Annotated in this window: 17 protein-coding genes; 6 read left to right on the forward strand and 11 right to left on the reverse strand. The window is 63.7% G+C overall.

Features of this window, described 5'->3' with window-relative positions:
• Positions 1 to 174: 174 nt before the first annotated feature.
• Complete coding sequence (locus HT051_RS07115; RefSeq protein WP_174541393.1) at positions 175 to 2,526, forward strand: FdhF/YdeP family oxidoreductase; 2,352 nt, start codon at positions 175 to 177, stop codon at positions 2,524 to 2,526.
• A gap of 38 nt (positions 2,527 to 2,564) precedes the next feature.
• Here the strand turns inward: HT051_RS07115 and HT051_RS07120 are convergent, their stop codons facing one another.
• The 6 genes from HT051_RS07120 to HT051_RS15135 all read right to left on the reverse strand — a co-directional run bounded on the left by HT051_RS07120 (position 2,565) and on the right by HT051_RS15135 (position 8,059).
• A complete protein-coding gene (locus tag HT051_RS07120; protein WP_174541394.1) occupies positions 2,565 to 3,440 on the reverse strand; it encodes an HlyD family secretion protein in 876 nt (291 codons plus the stop codon).
• Positions 3,437 to 3,646: a DUF1656 domain-containing protein gene (locus tag HT051_RS07125; protein ID WP_174541395.1), complete on the reverse strand. Its 210-nt coding sequence runs from the start codon at positions 3,644 to 3,646 to the stop codon at positions 3,437 to 3,439. The genes HT051_RS07120 and HT051_RS07125 overlap by 4 nt, the downstream gene beginning before the upstream one ends.
• Entirely contained in the window at positions 3,643 to 5,673 is a 2,031-nt protein-coding gene (locus HT051_RS07130) for an FUSC family protein (RefSeq protein ID WP_174541396.1), read from the reverse strand. The genes HT051_RS07125 and HT051_RS07130 overlap by 4 nt, the downstream gene beginning before the upstream one ends.
• Positions 5,670 to 6,140, reverse strand: a complete 471-nt coding sequence (locus tag HT051_RS07135) for a MarR family winged helix-turn-helix transcriptional regulator (protein ID WP_174541397.1) — start codon at positions 6,138 to 6,140, stop codon at positions 5,670 to 5,672. Before HT051_RS07135 ends, HT051_RS07130 begins: the two co-directional genes overlap by 4 nt.
• A 134-nt stretch (positions 6,141 to 6,274) precedes the next feature.
• The gene (locus HT051_RS07140; protein ID WP_174541398.1) at positions 6,275 to 7,711 is read right to left on the reverse strand and encodes a cytochrome P450; all 1,437 of its coding nucleotides are present in this window, start codon (positions 7,709 to 7,711) and stop codon (positions 6,275 to 6,277) included.
• A gap of 30 nt (positions 7,712 to 7,741) precedes the next feature.
• Positions 7,742 to 8,059: a cysteine rich repeat-containing protein gene (locus HT051_RS15135; protein ID WP_246810212.1), complete on the reverse strand. Its 318-nt coding sequence runs from the start codon at positions 8,057 to 8,059 to the stop codon at positions 7,742 to 7,744.
• Positions 8,060 to 8,421: 362 nt separating this feature from the next.
• Between HT051_RS15135 and panB the strand changes: the two genes are divergently transcribed.
• The 4 genes from panB (at position 8,422) to HT051_RS07170 (ending at position 12,275) form a co-directional block, all read left to right on the forward strand.
• Positions 8,422 to 9,285 (forward strand): 3-methyl-2-oxobutanoate hydroxymethyltransferase, encoded by an 864-nt coding sequence (gene panB / locus HT051_RS07155; RefSeq protein ID WP_174541400.1) that lies wholly within the window; start codon positions 8,422 to 8,424, stop codon positions 9,283 to 9,285.
• A gap of 167 nt (positions 9,286 to 9,452) precedes the next feature.
• Positions 9,453 to 10,328, forward strand: a complete 876-nt coding sequence (locus HT051_RS07160; protein WP_174541401.1) for a tetratricopeptide repeat protein — start codon at positions 9,453 to 9,455, stop codon at positions 10,326 to 10,328.
• Positions 10,329 to 10,473: 145 nt separating this feature from the next.
• On the forward strand, positions 10,474 to 11,817 hold the full coding sequence (gene der / locus HT051_RS07165) for a ribosome biogenesis GTPase Der (RefSeq protein WP_174541402.1): 1,344 nt from the start codon (positions 10,474 to 10,476) through the stop codon (positions 11,815 to 11,817).
• Positions 11,814 to 12,275: a DNA polymerase III subunit chi gene (locus HT051_RS07170; protein WP_174541403.1), complete on the forward strand. Its 462-nt coding sequence runs from the start codon at positions 11,814 to 11,816 to the stop codon at positions 12,273 to 12,275. Before der ends, HT051_RS07170 begins: the two co-directional genes overlap by 4 nt.
• Positions 12,276 to 12,374: 99 nt before the next feature.
• Here the strand turns inward: HT051_RS07170 and HT051_RS07175 are convergent, their stop codons facing one another.
• Entirely contained in the window at positions 12,375 to 12,725 is a 351-nt protein-coding gene (locus HT051_RS07175; protein ID WP_174541404.1) for a DUF3147 family protein, read from the reverse strand.
• A gap of 153 nt (positions 12,726 to 12,878) precedes the next feature.
• On the opposite strand from HT051_RS07175, the gene ndk reads away from it, so the two are divergent.
• A complete protein-coding gene (ndk, locus tag HT051_RS07180; RefSeq protein WP_174541405.1) occupies positions 12,879 to 13,301 on the forward strand; it encodes a nucleoside-diphosphate kinase in 423 nt (140 codons plus the stop codon).
• Positions 13,302 to 13,570: 269 nt separating this feature from the next.
• Here ndk and HT051_RS07185 read toward each other — a convergent pair whose 3' ends face one another.
• The 4 genes from HT051_RS07185 to HT051_RS07200 form a co-directional block, all read right to left on the reverse strand.
• Complete coding sequence (locus tag HT051_RS07185) at positions 13,571 to 14,944, reverse strand: cytochrome P450 (RefSeq protein ID WP_246810213.1); 1,374 nt, start codon at positions 14,942 to 14,944, stop codon at positions 13,571 to 13,573.
• A 290-nt stretch (positions 14,945 to 15,234) separates the two neighbouring features.
• On the reverse strand, positions 15,235 to 15,885 hold the full coding sequence (gene purN / locus HT051_RS07190) for a phosphoribosylglycinamide formyltransferase (RefSeq protein ID WP_174541406.1): 651 nt from the start codon (positions 15,883 to 15,885) through the stop codon (positions 15,235 to 15,237).
• Between the two features lie 5 nt (positions 15,886 to 15,890).
• Positions 15,891 to 16,979, reverse strand: a complete 1,089-nt coding sequence (purM, locus tag HT051_RS07195; RefSeq protein WP_371740602.1) for a phosphoribosylformylglycinamidine cyclo-ligase — start codon at positions 16,977 to 16,979, stop codon at positions 15,891 to 15,893.
• 96 nt (positions 16,980 to 17,075) lie between these two features.
• Complete coding sequence (locus HT051_RS07200) at positions 17,076 to 18,287, reverse strand: hypothetical protein (RefSeq protein ID WP_174541408.1); 1,212 nt, start codon at positions 18,285 to 18,287, stop codon at positions 17,076 to 17,078.
• Positions 18,288 to 18,362 lie beyond the last annotated feature (75 nt).

Genomic DNA, 18,362 nt, shown 5'->3' on the forward strand with positions numbered 1-18,362 from the left:
TTGAAATTGAATGAGACTTATCAGCGCACGGCGTTCCGTAGCCGTCTCGCGCGCGTATAAGCTTGCGATACGACATCCCCGATCGACGACGGGGAGCTGAAACCTAACCGCAAAATTCGGGTGCGGCGGAGAGAAACCGCCATGGGGACGCCAGGCCTCGAAAGGGAACACAGCATGTCTTCCGACAACGGACACAAGGCAGACGACGATGCGCACGCCGCCGGCGGGTGGGGCGCGGTAAACGCGACCGAGAAGCATCTCAGCCGCCAGAAAATTCTGATGAAGGGCAACAAGATCCTTCTCTCGATGAACAAGCCGGGCGGTTTCGACTGTCCGAGCTGTGCCTGGCCCGATCCGAAAAAGCCGCATATGGCGGAGTATTGCGAGAACGGCGCCAAGGCCGTCGCCTGGGAGGCGACGCGCAAGCGGACCGGGCCGGAGTTCTTTGCCAAACACACTGTCTCGGAGCTGCTCACCTGGTCCGATTTCGAGCTGGAGGATCAGGGCCGGCTCACCCATCCGATGCGCTACAACGCGCAGACCGACAAATACGAGCCGGTGAGCTGGGATACGGCGTTCAGCGAGATCGGCGAGTTCGTTCGCGGCTGCGATCCCAAACGGGTCAATCTCTATACGTCAGGCCGCACCTCCAACGAGGCCGCCTTCCTCTGGCAGCTCTATGGAAGGCTGATCGGCACCAACAATTTCCCCGACTGCTCGAATATGTGCCACGAGACCACCACGGTGGCGCTGCCCGAAAGCATCGGCATCGGCAAGGGTACGGTGACGCTGGACGATTGGAAGCATTGCGATGCGCTGTTCATCATCGGCCAGAATCCCGGCACCAACAGCCCGCGCATGCTGGCCTATTTGCACGATATGGCGAAGCGCGGCGTGCCGATCGTCTCGTTCAATCCGCTGAAAGAGCGCGGGCTGATCCGTTTCACCGATCCGCAGAGCCCGAAGGAGATGCTGACCGGCCGGGCCCAGACCATCTCTTCCAGCTATTATCAGCTGCGCACCGGCGGTGACATCCTGGCCATGCAGGGCATGTGCAAGCTGGTGATCGAGGCCGACGATGCGGCCAAGGCAGCCGGGCGTCCGCGCATTCTCGACGTGCCGTTCCTCAATCAGCACACCCATGGCTTCGAGGAATTCGCCGATCACGTGCGCCAGCTCTCCTGGGCCGATATCGAACTCTACACCTCGCTGTCCCGGGCGCAGATCGAGCATGCCGCCAACATCTATATGAAGGCCAAGAACGTGATCTGCTGCTGGGGCATGGGCATCACCCAGCACCGGCGCGGCGGCGATGCCATGCAGCAGATCGTCAATCTCTTGCTGCTGCGCGGCAATATCGGCCGGCCCGGCGCAGGACCTTGCCCGGTGCGCGGCCATTCCAACGTGCAGGGCGACCGCACCGTCGGCATCTATCAGAAGCCGAAGGAGCCGTTCCTTGCCAAGTTGGACGAGGTGTTCGGCTTCGAGAGCCCGCGCGAGTGGGGCAACGACACCGCCGAATGCTGCGAGGATATCCTGGAAGGCAAGGTCGACGTCTTCCTCGGCATGGGCGGCAATTTCTTCCGCGCCATCCCCGATCTGGAGCGTGTTTGCGCCAAGGTGAAGGATATCGGGCTGACCATGCATGTCGGCATCAAGCTGAACCGCAGCCATCTTCTGACCGGCAAACGCGCCTATATCTTCCCGGCGCTGGGGCGCACCGAATCCGACTGGCAGAAGACCGGGCGCCAGACCATCACCGTGGAGGACAGCTTCTCCATGGTGCATGGCTCCACCGGCATGGTGAAGCCGGCGAGCGAGCATTTGCGCTCCGAGCCCTTCATCGTCGCCGGCCTCGCCAAGGCGACCGTGGCCGACAAGGCCGATATCGACTGGGACGCGATGGTTCAGGATTACGACCTGATCCGCGACAAGATCGAGGCGGTCTTCCCCGACCAGTTCACCGACTACAATGCGCGCATCCTGGAGCCTGGCGGGTTCCGCATGCCGAACAGTGCCTCGGAGCGGATCTGGAACACGCCGACGGGAAAGGCCAACTTCCTGTTCAATCCGAATCTGAGAGACAACGACGATACGGTTCCGGATTCGGGCATTCTGCAGCTGATGACGCTGCGCAGCCACGATCAGTTCAACACCACGGTTTACTCCAATAACGATCGCTATCGCGGCATCACCAACGAGCGCATGGTGGTGTTCATGAACGAGCGGGATATCGAGGAGCTGGGGCTCGCCGAGAACGACATCATCGAGTTCCAGGCCGCGGCGGCGGACAAGATCGAGCGCAAGGTCTCGGGCTTCAGAGTGGTGCCGTTCGACATGCCGCAAGGCTGCTGCGGCGCCTATTACCCGGAGACCAATCCGCTGCTGTCGCTGGCCCATCGCGACGAGCGCAGCAACACGCCGGCTTCCAAAGGCGTGCCGGTGAAGATTGTGCCGGTGAAGCAAGCCGCCGCGGCCAAGCCGGGGCAGGGCGCCTCCGACGCCGAGCTGGTGCCGGCGGAGTAAGCGACCGGTCCGTTGCTCTGCTGACGGGATGAAAGCGCTTACGGCGCCGGGGCGGAAAGCGAGATCGTTGCTGTCCGGCCGGCGACGAGCTTGGCCGGGTCGGCAACGCCATCCAGCTTGATGCGCACCGGCACGCGCTGGGCCAGACGCACCCAGGCGAAGGTGGGTTCGATATCGGCGAGAAGATTGCTGCTGTTGGTCCTCTCGCTGTCGCCAATACCGCCGGCAATGCTCTCGACATGGCCTTCGAGCCGCTCATCGTCGCCCATCAGATGGATGACGGCATGGTCGCCGATATGGATGCGCGGCAGCTTGGTTTCCTCGAAATAGCCCTCGACACGAATCGAGGCCCGGTCGATCAACGCCATGACGCCGTTTCCGGCGGTGACATAGGTGCCGGGCTGAAGATCCATATTGACGATTTGACCGCTTACCGAGGCGCGCACCTCTGAACGTTCGAGATTGAGCTTGGCGAGATCGCGGGCCGCGAGCGCCTGATGATAGTCGGCTTCGGCGGTGAGCTTATCGGCGCGGGCGGATTCGAGCTTCTGCTGCGAGACGGCGCTGTCGCTCAGCTTGGCATAGCGGCGGTAATCGGCGTTGGCTTGCTCGAAGGCGGCACGCCTTCCTTCCACCTCGGCCTCCGCCTCGCGCAAGGCGAGCTTGAAGCGCTCCGGATCGATCCGGAACAGCACGTCGCCCTGTTCGACGGGCTGGTTGTCCTTGATCAGCACCGCCGAGACCAGACCGGAGACATCCGGGGCGATGGCGACGACATCGGCGCGGACATGGCCGTCCCGGGTCCAGGGGGCTTCAACATAATAATCCCAAAGGCCGTATGCGGTCGCGAGGGCGGCTGTGACGGTGACAAGGGTGAGAACGAGCCGGGACAGCGGCGTGAGGAAACGCATCATAGGGAGAATCCATTTGCGGTCGCGACGACCGCACCGAGAAGCAACACGTAAAGCGCAAGATCGAAAAGCGGGCGATGCCAGACGAAGCGATAAAGGCCGACGGCGTTCAAAACGCGGCGGAGCAGCACGCTGAGCAGAAATGCAGCCAGCATCCAGGCCATCAGGCTGGGCACGAAGACGCCATAGAGGTCGAATTGGCCGTTCATGCCGCGGCCTCCGCTATGAGAAGCGCGGGGGGCTCATAGGCTGGCGCATCGGCAAACAGGATGCAGCGTAAGCCGACCAAGCCAAGCACGGCGGAGGATCTGCCGCTGCAGGTCTCTCTTAGCGCAGCGTCGAGAGCGTCGTCGAGCAAGCCCAGGATTGGGGCCGGAGTGTCTTTGGACTCGGTGCTGAAATGCTGCGCCAAGGCGTCTAGAAGCCGGTCGATGCAGGCCCGTGTCCGGGGCGAGAGCTGGCGGCGGACGCGCAAGAGCTCGACGAGATTGATGCCGATACGGGTTTGGACCAGAAGCTCGGAGGTGATTGCGCTGGCGCCCTGTCCGGAGGAGGAGAGCTTCGCCGCGATCAGGCCGACGCGGTCGAGCATCTTGGCCGCAAGCTCGAGGCTCTCGCGGGGGCGGCGGCGCCGTGCCTCCTGAACCAGGTCCCGCCGGTTGATGGCGTGATACCGGTTTGCGGTGCGGACGGCGTCGGCATTGCGCATCAGGCGCATCAGGATCGCCGTCATCCAGGCGCCCGAGATCAGCGCGATGGACGCATTGGCGAATTCGCTGAAGTCGCCGGTATAGCCGTTCTGCAGCATCATCGTGGTGGTTCCAAGAACTGCGATACCTAAGCCGAGAAAGGCATAGCGAGGCTGGGTCATTAGCAGGGCGCAGGCCATCAACCCCGGGGTCATCACGAGGAAGAGCATCTCGACATTGGGGACGCGGGGCAAAATCGCGAACAGGTAGACCGCGCCGGCCAGGGTGCTGAGAATGGCGGCATTGCCGAAGGCGAGGATCGGCGGAACGGGATCTTCCATATCGGCGAAGAAGCTGCCGCTGAGGGCCGCCATCAGAGGGGCCGCCCAGCCAGCGGACCAGCCGGTCAAGATCCACATTGCGGAGGTGGCCAAGACCGCGGCTACGGCTGCTCCAGCGCCAATCCGGGCCTTATAATGGTCTTGGTGGCGGATGGTGCGGACCTTGGCCGTATAGCGGAAGGCGAGGGGCTCGCTCATCGGCTCGGCCTGCACGATATGGCGCTGCAGCGCGCGCGTGTCCTGACGAAGATCGATGAAATCCTGCAGCCGTGCTTCCAGATTGCAGATGAGCAGGTCGCTCCAGCTCGGCCGCGGCCCGATGCTGGGCGCCGATGCGGCGATCCGTGCCTTCAGGCTTTCGGCTTCGGCGGGATCGGTCGTGTTGCTGGTAAGCCAGCTATCGACGTCATCCAGCATTGAGCGGGCGCTCACGGGCAGCGGACCGTCGCGCTCCATTATTCGCGTGCGGTGGGAGATACCGGTGATGATCGGCAAAAACATCAACATGTGCTGCCGCAGATTGGCGAAGGCTTCGACCTTGCCGCGGCTGTCCGTATCGTGGCGAAAGGGCGCCGCCAGGGCATCGAGCGCCACGGCCTCGGAGGCCAGGTGCAGGCGTTCGGCCGGCGTATCCTTTGTTCCATCGCTGGGCGAGAAGACGGAGATCACCCACTCCCGAGCCTCTTGCAGCCAAGACGCCAATTTCTGCGTAATCGCCGGTGTCACCGGTTCCGGCAGGATCAGCGACGAGGCGAGGCCCGCACACAGGATGCCGAGGGTAATCTCTTCGGTCCGCGCGACCGCGGTGGTGAAGATTGCGCTTGGGGTGTCGATGATGGGGAAGGCGATCAAAGGGACGGTGTAGCCGGCCAGCATCCACATATAGCTTTGGGCGGTGCGGTCGATCACCGAAAGGTAGATGCAAAGTCCGACCCATAGGGCGACGGCCAAGCAGAGCAGCTCCGGGGCGTTGATCAGGTTGGGGACCATGATCACGCTGACGACGGCGCCGAGGAGGGTGCCGCAAACACGGTAGATGGACTTGGACCGGGTCGCGCCGGCATGCAGCTGGCTGGTGATGAACACCGTGGTCAGGGCCCAGTAGGGCTCCGCCAAACCGAACCACATGGCCAAGAGAAATGCGAAAAGCGCGGCGAGGGTGGTCTTGCCCGCAAAGACCCAGGCGCGCCAGCTCAGTGCGCTCATGCCGCTTCGGTCTCCTCGGCATCGCTCAGCTTAGCGGCATGGGTCTGGATCGCCTGCAGGACGCGGAGTGCCGCCTTCAGGTCCGCGGCGCTCACATTCTCCAGCACGTCTTGGCGCAATCCGGCCATGGTGGCTTCGACCTCGGCGACGATGGCCTCTCCCTCCGGCGTCAGACTTAGGGTCTTGGCGCGACGGTCATTGGGATCTTCCCGACGTTCGACGAGGTCTGCGGCGCTGAGCTGATCCAGCGGGCGGACAAGGCTTGCGCATTCCACGCCCATCACCTCGGCGAGCGCGGTCTGCGTGGGCGGCGGGGCCATATGACCGATCAGGATGAGCGGCAGGGCGGTCGCGTCGGAAAGGCCGTGGGTCTGCGCGGCACGGTCGGCCATGCGCCGCCATTGCCGCGAGGTCAAAATCAGGGTGCGCGTAAAGGTTTGACGGAGTTTGGCCAGGTCCGTGGACATCGCGGCGCCTTCTCGAAGATTTCAGGATAACCTGCATATATGAAGCGTGCATATAATAAGCAAGCTAAATATTATGACATTAATGATTGCCGCTCGGAGCGAGAATTGCGTCGATCAGAGGACAGGCGGCGGGCTTAGCGCGGGCTGACGATCATCGGGATTCCGCCGCGGGAGCGCAGCGTGATGCGTGCTTCCGGCACGATGGCCGCGGTGTCGGCGAGGCGGAAGCGGAAGGCCGGCAGGATCGCCGCCAGCACGGTCAGGATTTCCTGGATGGCGAAGCCCTGACCGATGCAGACTCGCGGGCCGAGCCCGAAGGGGAGATAGGCGCCGCGGGGGAAGTCCGCCTCCTTCTGCCCCAGAAAGCGTTCGGGGTTGAAGGCGTCCGGCTCCTCCCACAGGGCGCGGTGGCGGTGGACGATCCAGGGCGAGATTAGGATCTCGGTGCCGGGCTTCACATCGTGGCCTGCCAGCGTGTCGGCGCCGATCGCTTCGCGGCCCATGAACGGGGCCGGCGGGTAAAGCCGCAGCGCTTCGTTCACCGCCGCCCGGGTGAAGGGGAGCAGGTCCATAGCCTCGCGGGAGGCGACGCCGCCGGGCAGTGCCTCGAGCTCCTCGCGCATGCGGGTCTCGGTTTCCGGATCCAGCGCCAGCAGATAGAGGATCCAGCCCAGCGCATTGCCGGTGGTCTCGTGGCCGGCGGCGAGAAAGGTCAGCACATTGTCGGCGACGGCCGTGGGGCTCAGCCTTTTGCCGGTCTTCGGGTCGGGGCTCTGCATCAGCCGGTCGAGGAGATCGGCGCTTTCCCGGTCCGGATCTGCCACCCGCGCGGCGACGACCTCGTCCACCACGGCGCGGAAGGCGCCTAGAGCCGGCTTCACCCGGCGTGCGTTTCTGGTCGGGAGCCAGTCGGGCAGGTTGAGCAGGCTGGCCAGATCGATGCGGCCGATAGTGTCGAAATACACCGCCATATTGGCGTGGATATTGATGCGGTGCTCGTCCAGCGCGCCGGAGAACACGGTGCGGGAGACGATGTCGTAGGTCAGGCGCTGAAACTCGGCGGTGAGGTCCAGCGGCGTATCGGGCGCTTTGCGGTCGCGCCAGCGCGCGGCCATGGCGTCCGCCGCGCCACGCATATCGCCAAGCAGGGCTTCGATGGCTTTCGGCGTGAAGAGGGGGGAGGCGATGCGCCTTGTGCTGCGCCAGGTCTCGCCCTCGGCGGTGAGCAGGCCGTCGCCGAGCGCCGGCGTCAGGCGGCGCTGCTGCTGGACGCTCTTGCGATAATTGCCGGCATTGCCGACCAGGATGCGCGCGATGGCATCCGGATCGCTGACCAGCAGCATTCTTTTGAGGAAGGTGACCTCGAGAACCGGCGCCTCATAGGCGGGTGCTGCGAAGGCCGACAGAGGATTATTGGCGAGCGCCCGGATGGCGCCGAAAAAGCCGAGGCGTTTGGGGGACGGGATCGGCGCGGCCGGCCGCAGAACATTTCGCTGCGGCCCAGCCGATTGCTCGAATTGGTCCCGACGCAGCCGATTCCGGCCCGCCTCAGCTTGGAGAACGGATGACATCGCGACTAGGCATAACGCCTCTTCGCAGCGTTATTGCGGCATCACCCCGGCCGCAATCGCCTTTTGCTTCAAGGCTTCGGCGCGCGGCATGGCGCTGGTGCAGCCGTCGCTCAGCATCTCGTTCTGATTCTGAAGGCAGGCGAGGACGCGTCCGCCGCCGGGCTGGGTGCCCCGGCAAAGCCGCTTATAATCCTCGCGGCACAGCTTCATCAGCATCGCCGCCTCTTGCCGCATTTCCGGCGGAAGATCGTTGAAGGCGGTGGCCGGCGTGCCGGTCAGACCAAGTGCGAGCGCCGCGGCGGCAAAAGCGCCGGAACGGCAAAGGGACCGCATTTGAAGTTCGAGCATCGTCCTTATCCTGTTGCTGAAAAAGCCTCCTACCGAGTCGTCGATGTTATTCTGGCGTTTTTCGTCACGCATTTGGAAGCCTTGAGCCGAGCGCAAGTTCCATTTTCCTGCAAGCATTTCGCCACATGCGATGGAATTAGGGTTGAGGCCGGTTTAATAACGCGCGGATGGATTGAATCGTTTGCTTTTCGGCGGGTGGGGCTTTGGACGATTCCCGGCGTCGAGCCGGCAGCATTTCTCTCTTCTTCTCGCCTAGACGAGGGTAACCGCCGGGCCGGTTAAGTGTTCGCGCGGTTTTGCCCCTGCAAAAACCTCCCCATATCTGGCATAAACGCCCCTTACTCGAGCCTGGGAGCAATCACGTGTCGGTTGAATTTGACGGAAAACGCCTGACCGCGCCGGATATCGCCAAACGCAAAGGCGGCGAGCCCATCGTGGCGCTGACCGCCTATCACGCCCATACGGCGCAGATCATCGATCCCTATGTCGATCTTCTGCTGGTTGGCGACTCTCTCGGCATGGTGATGCACGGATATGACACGACCGTGCCAGTGCCGCTCGATCTGATGATCCGCCATGCCCAGGCGGTGGTGCGCGGCTCGGGCCATGCGCTGGTGGTCGTCGATATGCCGTTCGGCTCCTATGAGGAGAACCCGCAGGTCGCCTTCCGCAATGCAGCGCGGGTGCTGAAGGAGACCGGCTGCGGTGCGGTGAAGCTGGAGGGCGGCGAGCATATGGCCGAGACCATCCGCTATCTCACCGATCGCGGCATCCCGGTGATGGCCCATATCGGCATGACCCCACAGGCGGTGAACATGTTCGGCAGCTTCAAGGCGCAAGGCCGCCGCCGTTCCGAATGGGCGAAATTCGAGGCCGACGCCAAGGCCATCGCCGATGCCGGCGCTTTTGCCGTGGTGGTCGAGGCGCTGGCCGAGCTTCTGGCGGCGCGCATCACCAAGCAAATCCCGATCCCGACCATCGGTATCGGCGCTTCGGCCGAATGCGACGGGCAGATCCTGGTGCTGGAGGATATGCTCGGGCTTTCCAAGAGAGTGCCGAAATTCGTCAAGGAATACGCCCAGTTGGGCGATGCCATCGACCAGGCGGTGTCGAGCTACGCGCAAGAGGTGAAGACGCGCCGCTTCCCCGCCGCCGAAAACACCTATGACATGCTGGACGAGGACGGGCCGGAATACGAGAAAAAGCCCAAGCTCGCCTCCCGCTAGCCTGTGCCTTGGCGCATGTCGATGCCTGCCGCTTTCGAAACGCAAGGTGACACGCGCCGGTTGCTTTGGCTTGCGTCCGCCGCACGGCTTGACTATACGGCGGGCAGGGAAGGCGGGGCAGCGTCAAATCAAAAACCCCCGCAATAGGAGCGCCTTAAGGTTCAGCCATGAGTGATGGGGATTTATTCCGCGAGGTCGACGAGGCCATCCGCCACGAGCGCTATCGGCTTTTGTGGGCGAAATACGGCTCGTTTGTCATTGCCTTCGCGCTGCTGATTGTGGTGGTGGTCGCCGGCTATAAGGGCTGGGTCTACTGGCAAAAGAGCCAGGCGGACACTGCTGGCGCTTCCTTCACCGAAGCCGTGGCCCTGGCCGAATCCGGCGATAAGGACAAGGCGCGCGAGGCGTTCCAGAAGCTGGCCGAGGATGGGCCCAGCGGCTATGCGACCCTGGCGCGGTTTCGGCTTGCCGCTGAGGATGTCGCTGCCGGCAACACGGAAGAGGCGGTGACGGCTTACGACGCGATCGCCAATGACGGCAGCGTCGATTCCATTCTACGCAACGAGGCGACGATCCAGGCGGCGAGTCTTCGCCTGCCGGGGGCCGATTACGCGGAGATGGAGCGGCGGCTGAACGGGCTGCTTGCTGCCGACAATCCCTGGCGCTACTCGGCGCAGGATCTGCTGGGGCTTTCCGCTTACCGGCTGAAGGACATCGAGGCGGCGCAGAAGCATTTCAGCGCGCTGATGGTGGATAGCGGCACGCCGAACAATTTGCGCGAGCGGGCCAATATGATGCTGACCCTGCTGGCGGGCGAGACCGCGGCTTCGAGTGCCGGCGAGGATAAGGCCGCCGGCGAGACGCCTGCTGCAGCGAGCTCTTCCGATGCAACACCTTCGGAAGGGACGCCCTCGGAAGAGGCGCCTGCGGCGGATGAAAGCGCATCCGGCAGCGCGGAGAGTGCGCCCGATGCTCGCGGCGATGCGGCCGACGAGAGCGCCGAGACCCCGGCCGACAGCGAAGCTGAGAGCCCGGCCAATTAGGCGCTGCCGTATCCGCCGGTCTAGCCGACGCGTTTTTTGCGGCCTTTTTCGCCTATGCAGAAGATGCGGAGCGGATCGCTCTGAGCTAGCTTCTCTTTTTCGGGCCGGAATTCCTTCCGGCTCCCCTTAAACCTGAGCGCGATCCATGCCCTTTACCGTTGCCATTGTGGGGCGGCCGAATGTCGGCAAGTCCTCGCTGTTCAACCGGCTGCTCGGCCGGCGCCTGGCGCTGGTCGACGATCAGCCGGGGCTGACGCGCGACCGCCGCGAGGGGGAAGGGCCGATTGGCGATGCCGAGGTCCGGCTGATCGATACCGCAGGCTGGGAAGACAGCAACGATCCGCTGCCCGCCAATATGCGCAAGCAGACCGAAGCCGCCGTCGCGCAGGCCGATCTGGTGCTGTTCCTGTTCGATGCCCGGGCCGGCGTGATTCCGGCGGACGAGATGTTCGTTCAGCTGGTGCGCGATTCGGGCAAGCCGGTGCTGCTTGCGGCCAATAAATGCGAAGGCCGCGCCGCGGAGCCGGGGCTGTATGAGGCCTATCGCTTGGGGCTTGGCGATCCGCTCGCGATCTCCGCCGAGCATGGGCTGGGCATCGGCGATTTGATCCTTGCCATCGAGGATGCGGCCAAGGCCCATGGGGAGAGCGTTTCCGAAAGGCCGGAAGACCGGCCGTTGCGTATCGCCATCGTCGGCCGGCCCAATGTCGGCAAATCCACCCTGGTCAATGCGGTGCTCGGCGAAGAGCGCATGATCACCGGGCCCGAGGCGGGCATCACGCGCGATGCCATCTCCGTGCCGCTGGAATGGGAGGGGCGGCCGATCAGCCTGTTCGACACGGCCGGGCTGCGGCGCAAGATGCGTGTGGAGGGCCGGGCCGAGGTTCTTTCGGTCGGTGACAGCTTGCGGGCGATCCGCTTTGCCGAGGTCGCAGTGCTGCTGCTCGATGCCGAGCAGGCTTTCGAGAAGCAGGATCTCACCATTGCCGATCTGATCGTGCGCGAGGGACGGGCCCTGGTCATCGCCGTCAACAAATGGGACCTGGTGGAGGATAAGGATAAGTTCCTCAAAGCCACGCGTGAGGCGTGCGAGCGGCTTCTGCCTCAGGCCAAGGGCGTCGCGCTAGTGCCGGTCTCGGGGCTCAAGGGGCGCGGTCTCGACCGGCTGATGCGGGCGGTGCTCGCGGCGGACGAGGTGTGGAACCGGCGGCTTCCCACCCACAAGCTGAACGAATGGCTGGGCGAGATGGTGGAGGCGCATCCGCCGCCCCATGTGGCCGGACGCCGGGTGCGCTTGCGCTACATGACCCAGGCCAATGCGCGGCCGCCGACCTTCGTCGTGTTCTGCTCGCGGCCCAAGGCGCTGCCCGAGTCCTACCTTCGCTATCTGGTGAACGGCTTGCGCGAGCGCTTCGATCTTCCTGGCGTGCCGATCCGGCTGCATCTTCGCAAAGGGGATAATCCTTACGAGAAGGAGGGGCGGAGGTGAGCGAGGGGGCTCCTGAGCTCTATTTCTACCATCTGGAGCAGCGGACCCTGGAGGAGGTGCTCCCCATTCTGCTTGAGCGCTCGCTGGAGCGGGGCTGGCGCGCCGTGGTGCAGGCGAGCAGTGAGGAGCGGCTGGACCACCTCAACTCGCATCTTTGGACCTATTCGCAAGGCAGCTTCCTGCCCCATGGCGGTCCGAAGGACGGCCATGCCGCCGACCAGCCGATCTATCTGACCCTGGAGGACGACAACCCCAACGGGGCGGCGATCCGCTTCCTGGTCGACAATGCGCCGCTTTCAGATCCGACTGGCTACGAACGCATCGTGGTGCTGTTCGACGGACGCGACGAGGCGGCCACGGCCGATGCCCGCAGACAGTGGCAGGAGGCCAAGACCCAGGGGCTTCAGATCAGCTACTGGCAGCAGGACGAGACCGGGCGCTGGCAGAAGAGAGCCTGACCGGCTCCAGCACGATTTCCGATTGCTCTGCCGATGCTCGCGCTCACCGCGATAGGGCTTCGATTTCGCCAATGATGGGAATCGGTTGGCTTTATGTCTTCAGAGTTTGAGTCCGAACCGCTTCAGCGCTTCCAGCATCAGGAAATACGCCGCCACGGTCAGGGCGATGGAGATGCCGAGGCTGAGATAGAACTCCACCCCCCGTCGAAGCAGCAGGGGCAGGGCGATGAACAGCACCAGAGAGGGCAGCACCAGCCAGACGATGCCGGAGGCGAGCGAGGCTATCTTCTCCACGTCCTTGGTGTCGATATAGAGCCAGATCATGGCCAGCACCGAGACCAGCGGGATGGAGGCGAGGATGGCCCCGGCTATGGCGTTGCGCTTGCCGATCTCGGAGATCAGGACGATCAGCACGCTGGTGATCAGAAGCTTGAGCGCGGCATAGGCCATAAGCGGTCTCGTGGGTGCTCCGATGGGCTTTCTCGTGGGCTTTCGACGGGGTTGAGATCCTGTTCTGTGACCGCGGCGCCGTGCGGCTTGCCGCCCAACGGCGCGGCAGCTATAAGCCGCCCAGAGTCTAGAGGTTTTTAGAGGTATTTGGCCATGGCCACCGAACGTACTTTGTCCATCATCAAGCCCGACGCCACCGAGCGCAACATCACCGGCAAGATCATCACCAAGCTGGAGGATGCCGGCCTGCGGGTGATCGCCTCCAAGCGCGTCTGGTGGAAGAAGAAGGACGCCAAGGAATTCTACGAAGTTCATAAGGAGCGCCCCTTCTACGAGGAGCTGGTGGCCTATATGACGTCCGGCCCGATCGTGATCCAGGTGCTGGAGGGCGAGAACGCCGTTGCCAAGAACCGTGAGGTGATGGGCGCGACCAATCCGGTCGATGCCGAGCCCGGCACCATCCGCAAGGAGCTTGGCGTCAATATCGAGCGCAACTCCGTGCACGGCTCCGACAGTGTCGAGAACGCCAAGAAGGAGATCGATATGTGCTTCTCCAACAAGGAGCTCGTGGGCTAAGGCGCTTGGCCCACCGATTGGCCTGAGCGCAAGGCCTGCTCCCTCCCCCTGGAAGGGGGAGGGTCGGGGTGGGGGTCGGAAGCGGCGGCTGAAGACCGCCGCGTTTTAGATGCGCCCCCCCTCTAGCTCCCCCCTTTCAGGGGGGAGGACCGGCCATGCTCCTTTAGCGGGCGCCATGTGGTCTCGCGCCATGCCATCTATCGTCGGAATCAAAAACGCCGGGTCTTGAGCCCGGCGTTTTGTCGTTTGGAAGTCTTGAAAGCGGCTCGCTAAGCGCCGGCCTCGATCGGCTTGATGCGGAAGGGGAGCCCGCCGCGCGGCGTTAGGGTGACGGTGGCGTTCAGCCTGGGCTGTCCTTCGCCGACATATTCCGGCGTGAAGCGGCGCAGCAGCTGCACCAGAGCCAGGGTGTTCTCGATCTGGGAGAGCGCCCCGCCGATGCAAGCGCGCTTACCGGCCGCGAAAGGCAGGTAGCTGTATTTGGCGCGTTTTTTCATGCGTTCGCGGGAGAAGCGCTCCGGATCGAATGCCTCCGGATTGGTCCAGTATTTTTCGCTGTGGTGGAGGATGTAGGTGCAGACCACCACCTTGTCGCCGGGGTTGATCTTCTGGCCGTCGATCTCATCCTCTTCCTGAGCGATGCGGATCAGGGCCCAGACCGGCGGGAACATGCGCATGGTCTCCTGGATCACCATGCGGGTGTAGGTGAGCTGGTTGACCTCGTTCCATTCCGGATCGCGTTCGCCGCAGACGGAGCGGACTTCCTCGCGGATGCGCTCGCGGGACTCCGGATGCAGGGATAGCAGATAGAGCGACCAGGCCAGGGTCAGCGCCGTGGTCTCGGTGCCGGCCCACAGATACTGCTTCATCTCGTCGATGGCCTGGCGGTGGTCGAACTCCGGGAAGTCCGGGTCGTTCGCCGCATCCTCGATCATGCGCAGCAGGGTCTTTTCGCGGTGCTCCAGAATGCCGGAGCCGATCACCGAGTCGGGCACGCCGTCCCAGACTTCCATGGCCTTGGCCACGTCGCCCTGGGTGATCTCCTCAAGCTCGCCATTCACCTTGTGCAGGCGGATGGATTTGTGGTTGCCCACATCGGTGTAGGTCTTCACCTGCTGGAAGATGAAATGCGGGTTGAACGGCATCTCGCGGTCGAACAGCGCCTTGCAGACCATGTCGGCGGCGAGCGTCCAGGTCTCCTCGACCATCTCCACCGTCTCGCCGGATTTCGCCAGCTCTTCCCACCGCGCCATCTTTCCGCGGATGGAATCCATCAGATAGGGGAAATACTGCTCGAACATCGCCGGGTGGAAGGCCGGCTGCTGCGGCGTGCGCACCTTCTGCCAGAGCGCACCGTCGATGGTGATCATGCTCTTGCCGAAGATCGGGCGCAGCCCGTCGAAATATTTCGTGTAGTTGTCGGCATTCTCCACCAGCACGCGCTGGGCGTGCTCCGGCTTGCTGAGCAGCACGATGCGCTGGTTCTTCAGATTGACCGGAATGATGCCGTTATATTTGTCGCTCAACCGCATCAGAACCTGCATCGGGTTCTCTTGGGCAAGCAGTGGCGAGAGTTTGAACCAGATGCTCTGCTCTTCGCCTAGACCATGTGATGGAGCGTAGGTGACGGTCATGTCCACCATGTACACCTTCCCCTTTTGATGAAGCCCCTGGTGCGGGTCACCGCATATTCACCGGTTGCGATATTGTTGCGCAGCGGAAGCGGCTTCGTCATGTGCTGGTGCCGGCATTTCCGCATTTGAACAAGCAATAGGCACCGTTGAAAGATTTAGATTGTCCTCTAGCACCGCGGGCGCCGGATTGTCTATGTCGCCAAGGCCGCAGTCTGACCATTATGTTGCCATGTGGTAACTATGCGCTCCGCGACGATACGCGCCGGGTTTGGGCCGTTTTTGCTCGGGCCGGTCCGCCGCTAGGGACGGTCGAAAGGCGGAGATTTCGTGGCAATAGCTTGATTTACGACGATTTTGTCGTCTTCAACGTAAACTTCGCCGGATGCCACACGGCGCAGCGCATGCGGGTAAAGCAGATGCTCGGCATCGAGCACCCTCGCCGCCAAACTGTCCGGCGTGTCATTATTTAGCACCGGCACGACGGCCTGATCGACGATCGGCCCCGAATCCATCTCGAAGCGCACGAAATGCACCGTGGCGCCGGAAACCGTCATTCCCGCCTCGATCACCCGCTCATGGGTGTGCAGCCCCTTGAAGGCGGGGAGCAGCGAGGGATGAATGTTGAGGTGGCGGTTGCGCCAGCTTTCGACGAAGCCTTCGGTGTGCAGGCGCATGAAGCCGGCATTGCAGAGGAGATCGAGCTCGGCCTGTTTCAGCAGCATGTCGAGAGATGCGTCGAACTCCTCGCGGCTGTCGAATAGGCGGTGATCGAGGGCGATGGTCTCGATGCCGGCGGCGTCCGCCTTGGCGAGGCCCGGCGCGTCGGGCACGTTGGAGACCACCAGCGCGATCTCGGCCGGGTAATCCGGCTCATGGCGGCTCGCCTCGATCAGCGAATGCATATTGCTGCCGCGGCCGGAAATCAGCACGCCGACGCGTTTCTTTTCCATCGGCGTCAGGCCTCGAAGCGCAGGCTGTTCTGATAGAGGACGGCCGGTCCGTCGCCGCGCGGGGCGAGGGTGCCGAGCATCACCGGCGCTTCGCCGCCTGCGCGCAAGGCTTCCGTCACCGCATCTGCCTCGGCGGCGCTGGCGACGATGATGAGGCCGATGCCGCAATTGAAGGTGCGCAGCATCTCCGCATCGTCGAGATGGGCACCGGATTTGAGCCAGCCGAAGACCGGCGGCACGTCGATACGGTGAAGATCGATCTCGGCTGCGAGCGTCTCCGGCAGCACCCGGGGCAGGTTCTCGGTCAGACCGCCGCCGGTGATATGAGCCAGCGCCTTGACCGCGCCGGTGTCGCGGATCGCCTGCAGCACCGGTTTCACATAGATGCGCGTCGGGGTGAGCAGTGCTTTGCCCAGGCTGGTATCGGGTGCGAAGGGCGCCGGGTCGGTCCAGGTTAGCCTCACGCGCTCGGCGACGCGGCGGACCAGTGAAAACCCGTTGGAATGGACGCCGGACGAGGGGAGGCCGAGCAGCACGTCGCCGTCCGCAAGATCGGTGCGCGGCAGGATTTGCTCGCGCTCCACTGCGCCGACCGAGAAGCCGGCGAGGTCGTAATCGGCCTCCGCGTAGAGCCCGGGCATCTCCGCGGTCTCGCCGCCGATCAGGCCGGCGCCGGCCTGGCGGCAGCCTTCGGCGATGCCGGCGACGACTTGCGCCGCATGAGCCGGATCCAGCTTGCTGGTGGCGAAATAGTCGAGAAACAGAAGCGGCTCGGCGCCTTGCACGATCAGATCGTTGACGCACATGGCGACGAGATCGATGCCGACCGTGGTATGATCTTCCGCCTCGATGGCGAGCTTCAGCTTGGTGCCGACGCCGTCGGTGGCGGAAACCAGAATAGGGTCGGTGTAGCCGGCCGCCTTCAGGTCGAACAGGCCGCCGAAGCCGCCGATGCCGCCCATCACGCCGGGCCGCTTGGTGGCTTTGGCGAGGGGGCCGATGGCGTCCACCAGCGCATTGCCCGCATCGATATCGACGCCGGCATCGCGGTAGGTCAGCGGTTTGGATTTATCGGCGTTGGTGGGCACCGTCACTCCGGGCTTTCGGGGGCTTTGCGGCTTCTGGCGCATAACAATCGGCCCGAAACGATTCAGTCAAGCAGAAGCTCGAAGCCTTCCCCGAATCGCGCCCTAATCGCCGTGGGCATAATAGCGCATCAGGTGATATTGCGCCCCGCTGGCGATTTCCGGATCGGAATCCTTGGCGAGCCGCGTCAGCACGGCGTCCATGCCTTCCACCTTCTCGTTCAGCTCGGTGGCGCACATCATGGCGATCCAGGCCCGGTCCGCCTCGATCAGCTTGGTGACGAAGGCCGGATCGGCGCAGTAATGCTCGTGCACGTAGAACCAGAGCGCCTGGGCGTTGGGGAGGTAGATCTCCTCCTTCTCAGGCGCGAGCCCGTCGAGCACCCAGCGGTCGAGGTCGAAGCCGGCGCCCTCCAGCCGCTTATCGGCCTTCAGCCCGTAAAGTCCCTGGCAGGCGCTGTCGAAGCCGCAGACGAAAGCGCCGCAAAGCTCGGCCCGGTAGCGCGGCCGCGCGGCGAGGTCCTTCAGCATATCGGCAAGCCGCGCCGCGCCGGGCTCTTCGTCGATGCTGTTGTCGTAGAGCCAGCCGAGATAGCGGGCGCTAGCCGCGGCGACCATCGGGTGGGGGTGATCGAGCAGCGACAGCACGTCCCCAGCGCATTGCACCCAGGAGAGGGTTTCGTCTCGCTCTTCCTTGTCGTAGAGCCGGCCGGCCTGAGCGATCGCCTCCGCCATGCCGGGGGTGCCGAGGCTCTTGGCAGCAAGCTCGGCCATCCAATCTGCGACGACTTGTTTGAACACCGGATAGCCGTCGCGGCTGACATACCAGCAAAGCTGGAAATGGAAATTCGGATTTTCGTCGAAATAGGCCTCGTAAGCTTTTAGGAATGGGCGGATTTCTTGTGCTGCCGTTGCCTTGTCCCAGGGGATGTCGAGGGCCGGGGGAAGCTGGCTATCGTTCAGCCCCTCCGGCGTTTCTTTGTCTCCCGCTGCGAACCAGGCCCGGCGCTCGGCGATCCAGGCGCGGGTATGCGCGTTCCGGTCATACATCACCTCTTCGATGTCGGAGCGGGCGCAGGCGGCGAGATGGCCGATTTGCCAAGCTTCCAGATCGCCGGTGAGATCGAGGGGCGGCTCGGCGCTGTCGAGCTGCAGAATCCGGTAGCAAACGGCCAGCAAATGGCTCAGCTCCGCGGCGGAGACGTCCGCGGGCAGTTTGAGGGCGCGGAAAGCGGCAATCAGCCGCTCATAGCTGTGCGGGGTCTCGGCAAGTGCCGCATCGAACTCGCAAAGGACTTCGCCGATGGGGGGTGGCATGCCGGATTCCCTCTGTTTCGGCCGTTTCGGCTGGAATTCGCGCGGCTTGATCCTAGACCGTTTAGCGTCATATTT

It is taken from the genome of Methyloligella sp. GL2, assembly GCF_013341275.1.
Lineage (GTDB): Bacteria > Pseudomonadota > Alphaproteobacteria > Rhizobiales > Methyloligellaceae > Methyloligella.

Bases quoted from the DNA above. Each gene is read 5' to 3' on its own strand.
- HT051_RS07125 (WP_174541395.1), bottom strand. From the start codon at position 3,646: ATGAACGGCCAATTCGACCTCTATGGCGTCTTCGTGCCCAGCCTGATG.
- HT051_RS07160 (WP_174541401.1), top strand. From the start codon at position 9,453: ATGAGTGATGGGGATTTATTCCGCGAGGTCGACGAGGCCATCCGCCAC.
- purN (WP_174541406.1), bottom strand. From the start codon at position 15,885: ATGGAAAAGAAACGCGTCGGCGTGCTGATTTCCGGCCGCGGCAGCAAT.
- der (WP_174541402.1), top strand. From the start codon at position 10,474: ATGCCCTTTACCGTTGCCATTGTGGGGCGGCCGAATGTCGGCAAGTCC.
- HT051_RS07185 (WP_246810213.1), bottom strand. From the start codon at position 14,944: ATGGTGGACATGACCGTCACCTACGCTCCATCACATGGTCTAGGCGAA.
- ndk (WP_174541405.1), top strand. From the start codon at position 12,879: ATGGCCACCGAACGTACTTTGTCCATCATCAAGCCCGACGCCACCGAG.
- HT051_RS07200 (WP_174541408.1), bottom strand. From the start codon at position 18,287: ATGCCACCCCCCATCGGCGAAGTCCTTTGCGAGTTCGATGCGGCACTT.
- HT051_RS07130 (WP_174541396.1), bottom strand. From the start codon at position 5,673: ATGAGCGCACTGAGCTGGCGCGCCTGGGTCTTTGCGGGCAAGACCACC.
- HT051_RS07115 (WP_174541393.1), top strand. From the start codon at position 175: ATGTCTTCCGACAACGGACACAAGGCAGACGACGATGCGCACGCCGCC.
- HT051_RS07120 (WP_174541394.1), bottom strand. From the start codon at position 3,440: ATGATGCGTTTCCTCACGCCGCTGTCCCGGCTCGTTCTCACCCTTGTC.
- HT051_RS07140 (WP_174541398.1), bottom strand. From the start codon at position 7,711: ATGTCATCCGTTCTCCAAGCTGAGGCGGGCCGGAATCGGCTGCGTCGG.
- HT051_RS07135 (WP_174541397.1), bottom strand. From the start codon at position 6,140: ATGTCCACGGACCTGGCCAAACTCCGTCAAACCTTTACGCGCACCCTG.
- HT051_RS07175 (WP_174541404.1), bottom strand. From the start codon at position 12,725: ATGGCCTATGCCGCGCTCAAGCTTCTGATCACCAGCGTGCTGATCGTC.
- HT051_RS15135 (WP_246810212.1), bottom strand. From the start codon at position 8,059: ATGCTCGAACTTCAAATGCGGTCCCTTTGCCGTTCCGGCGCTTTTGCC.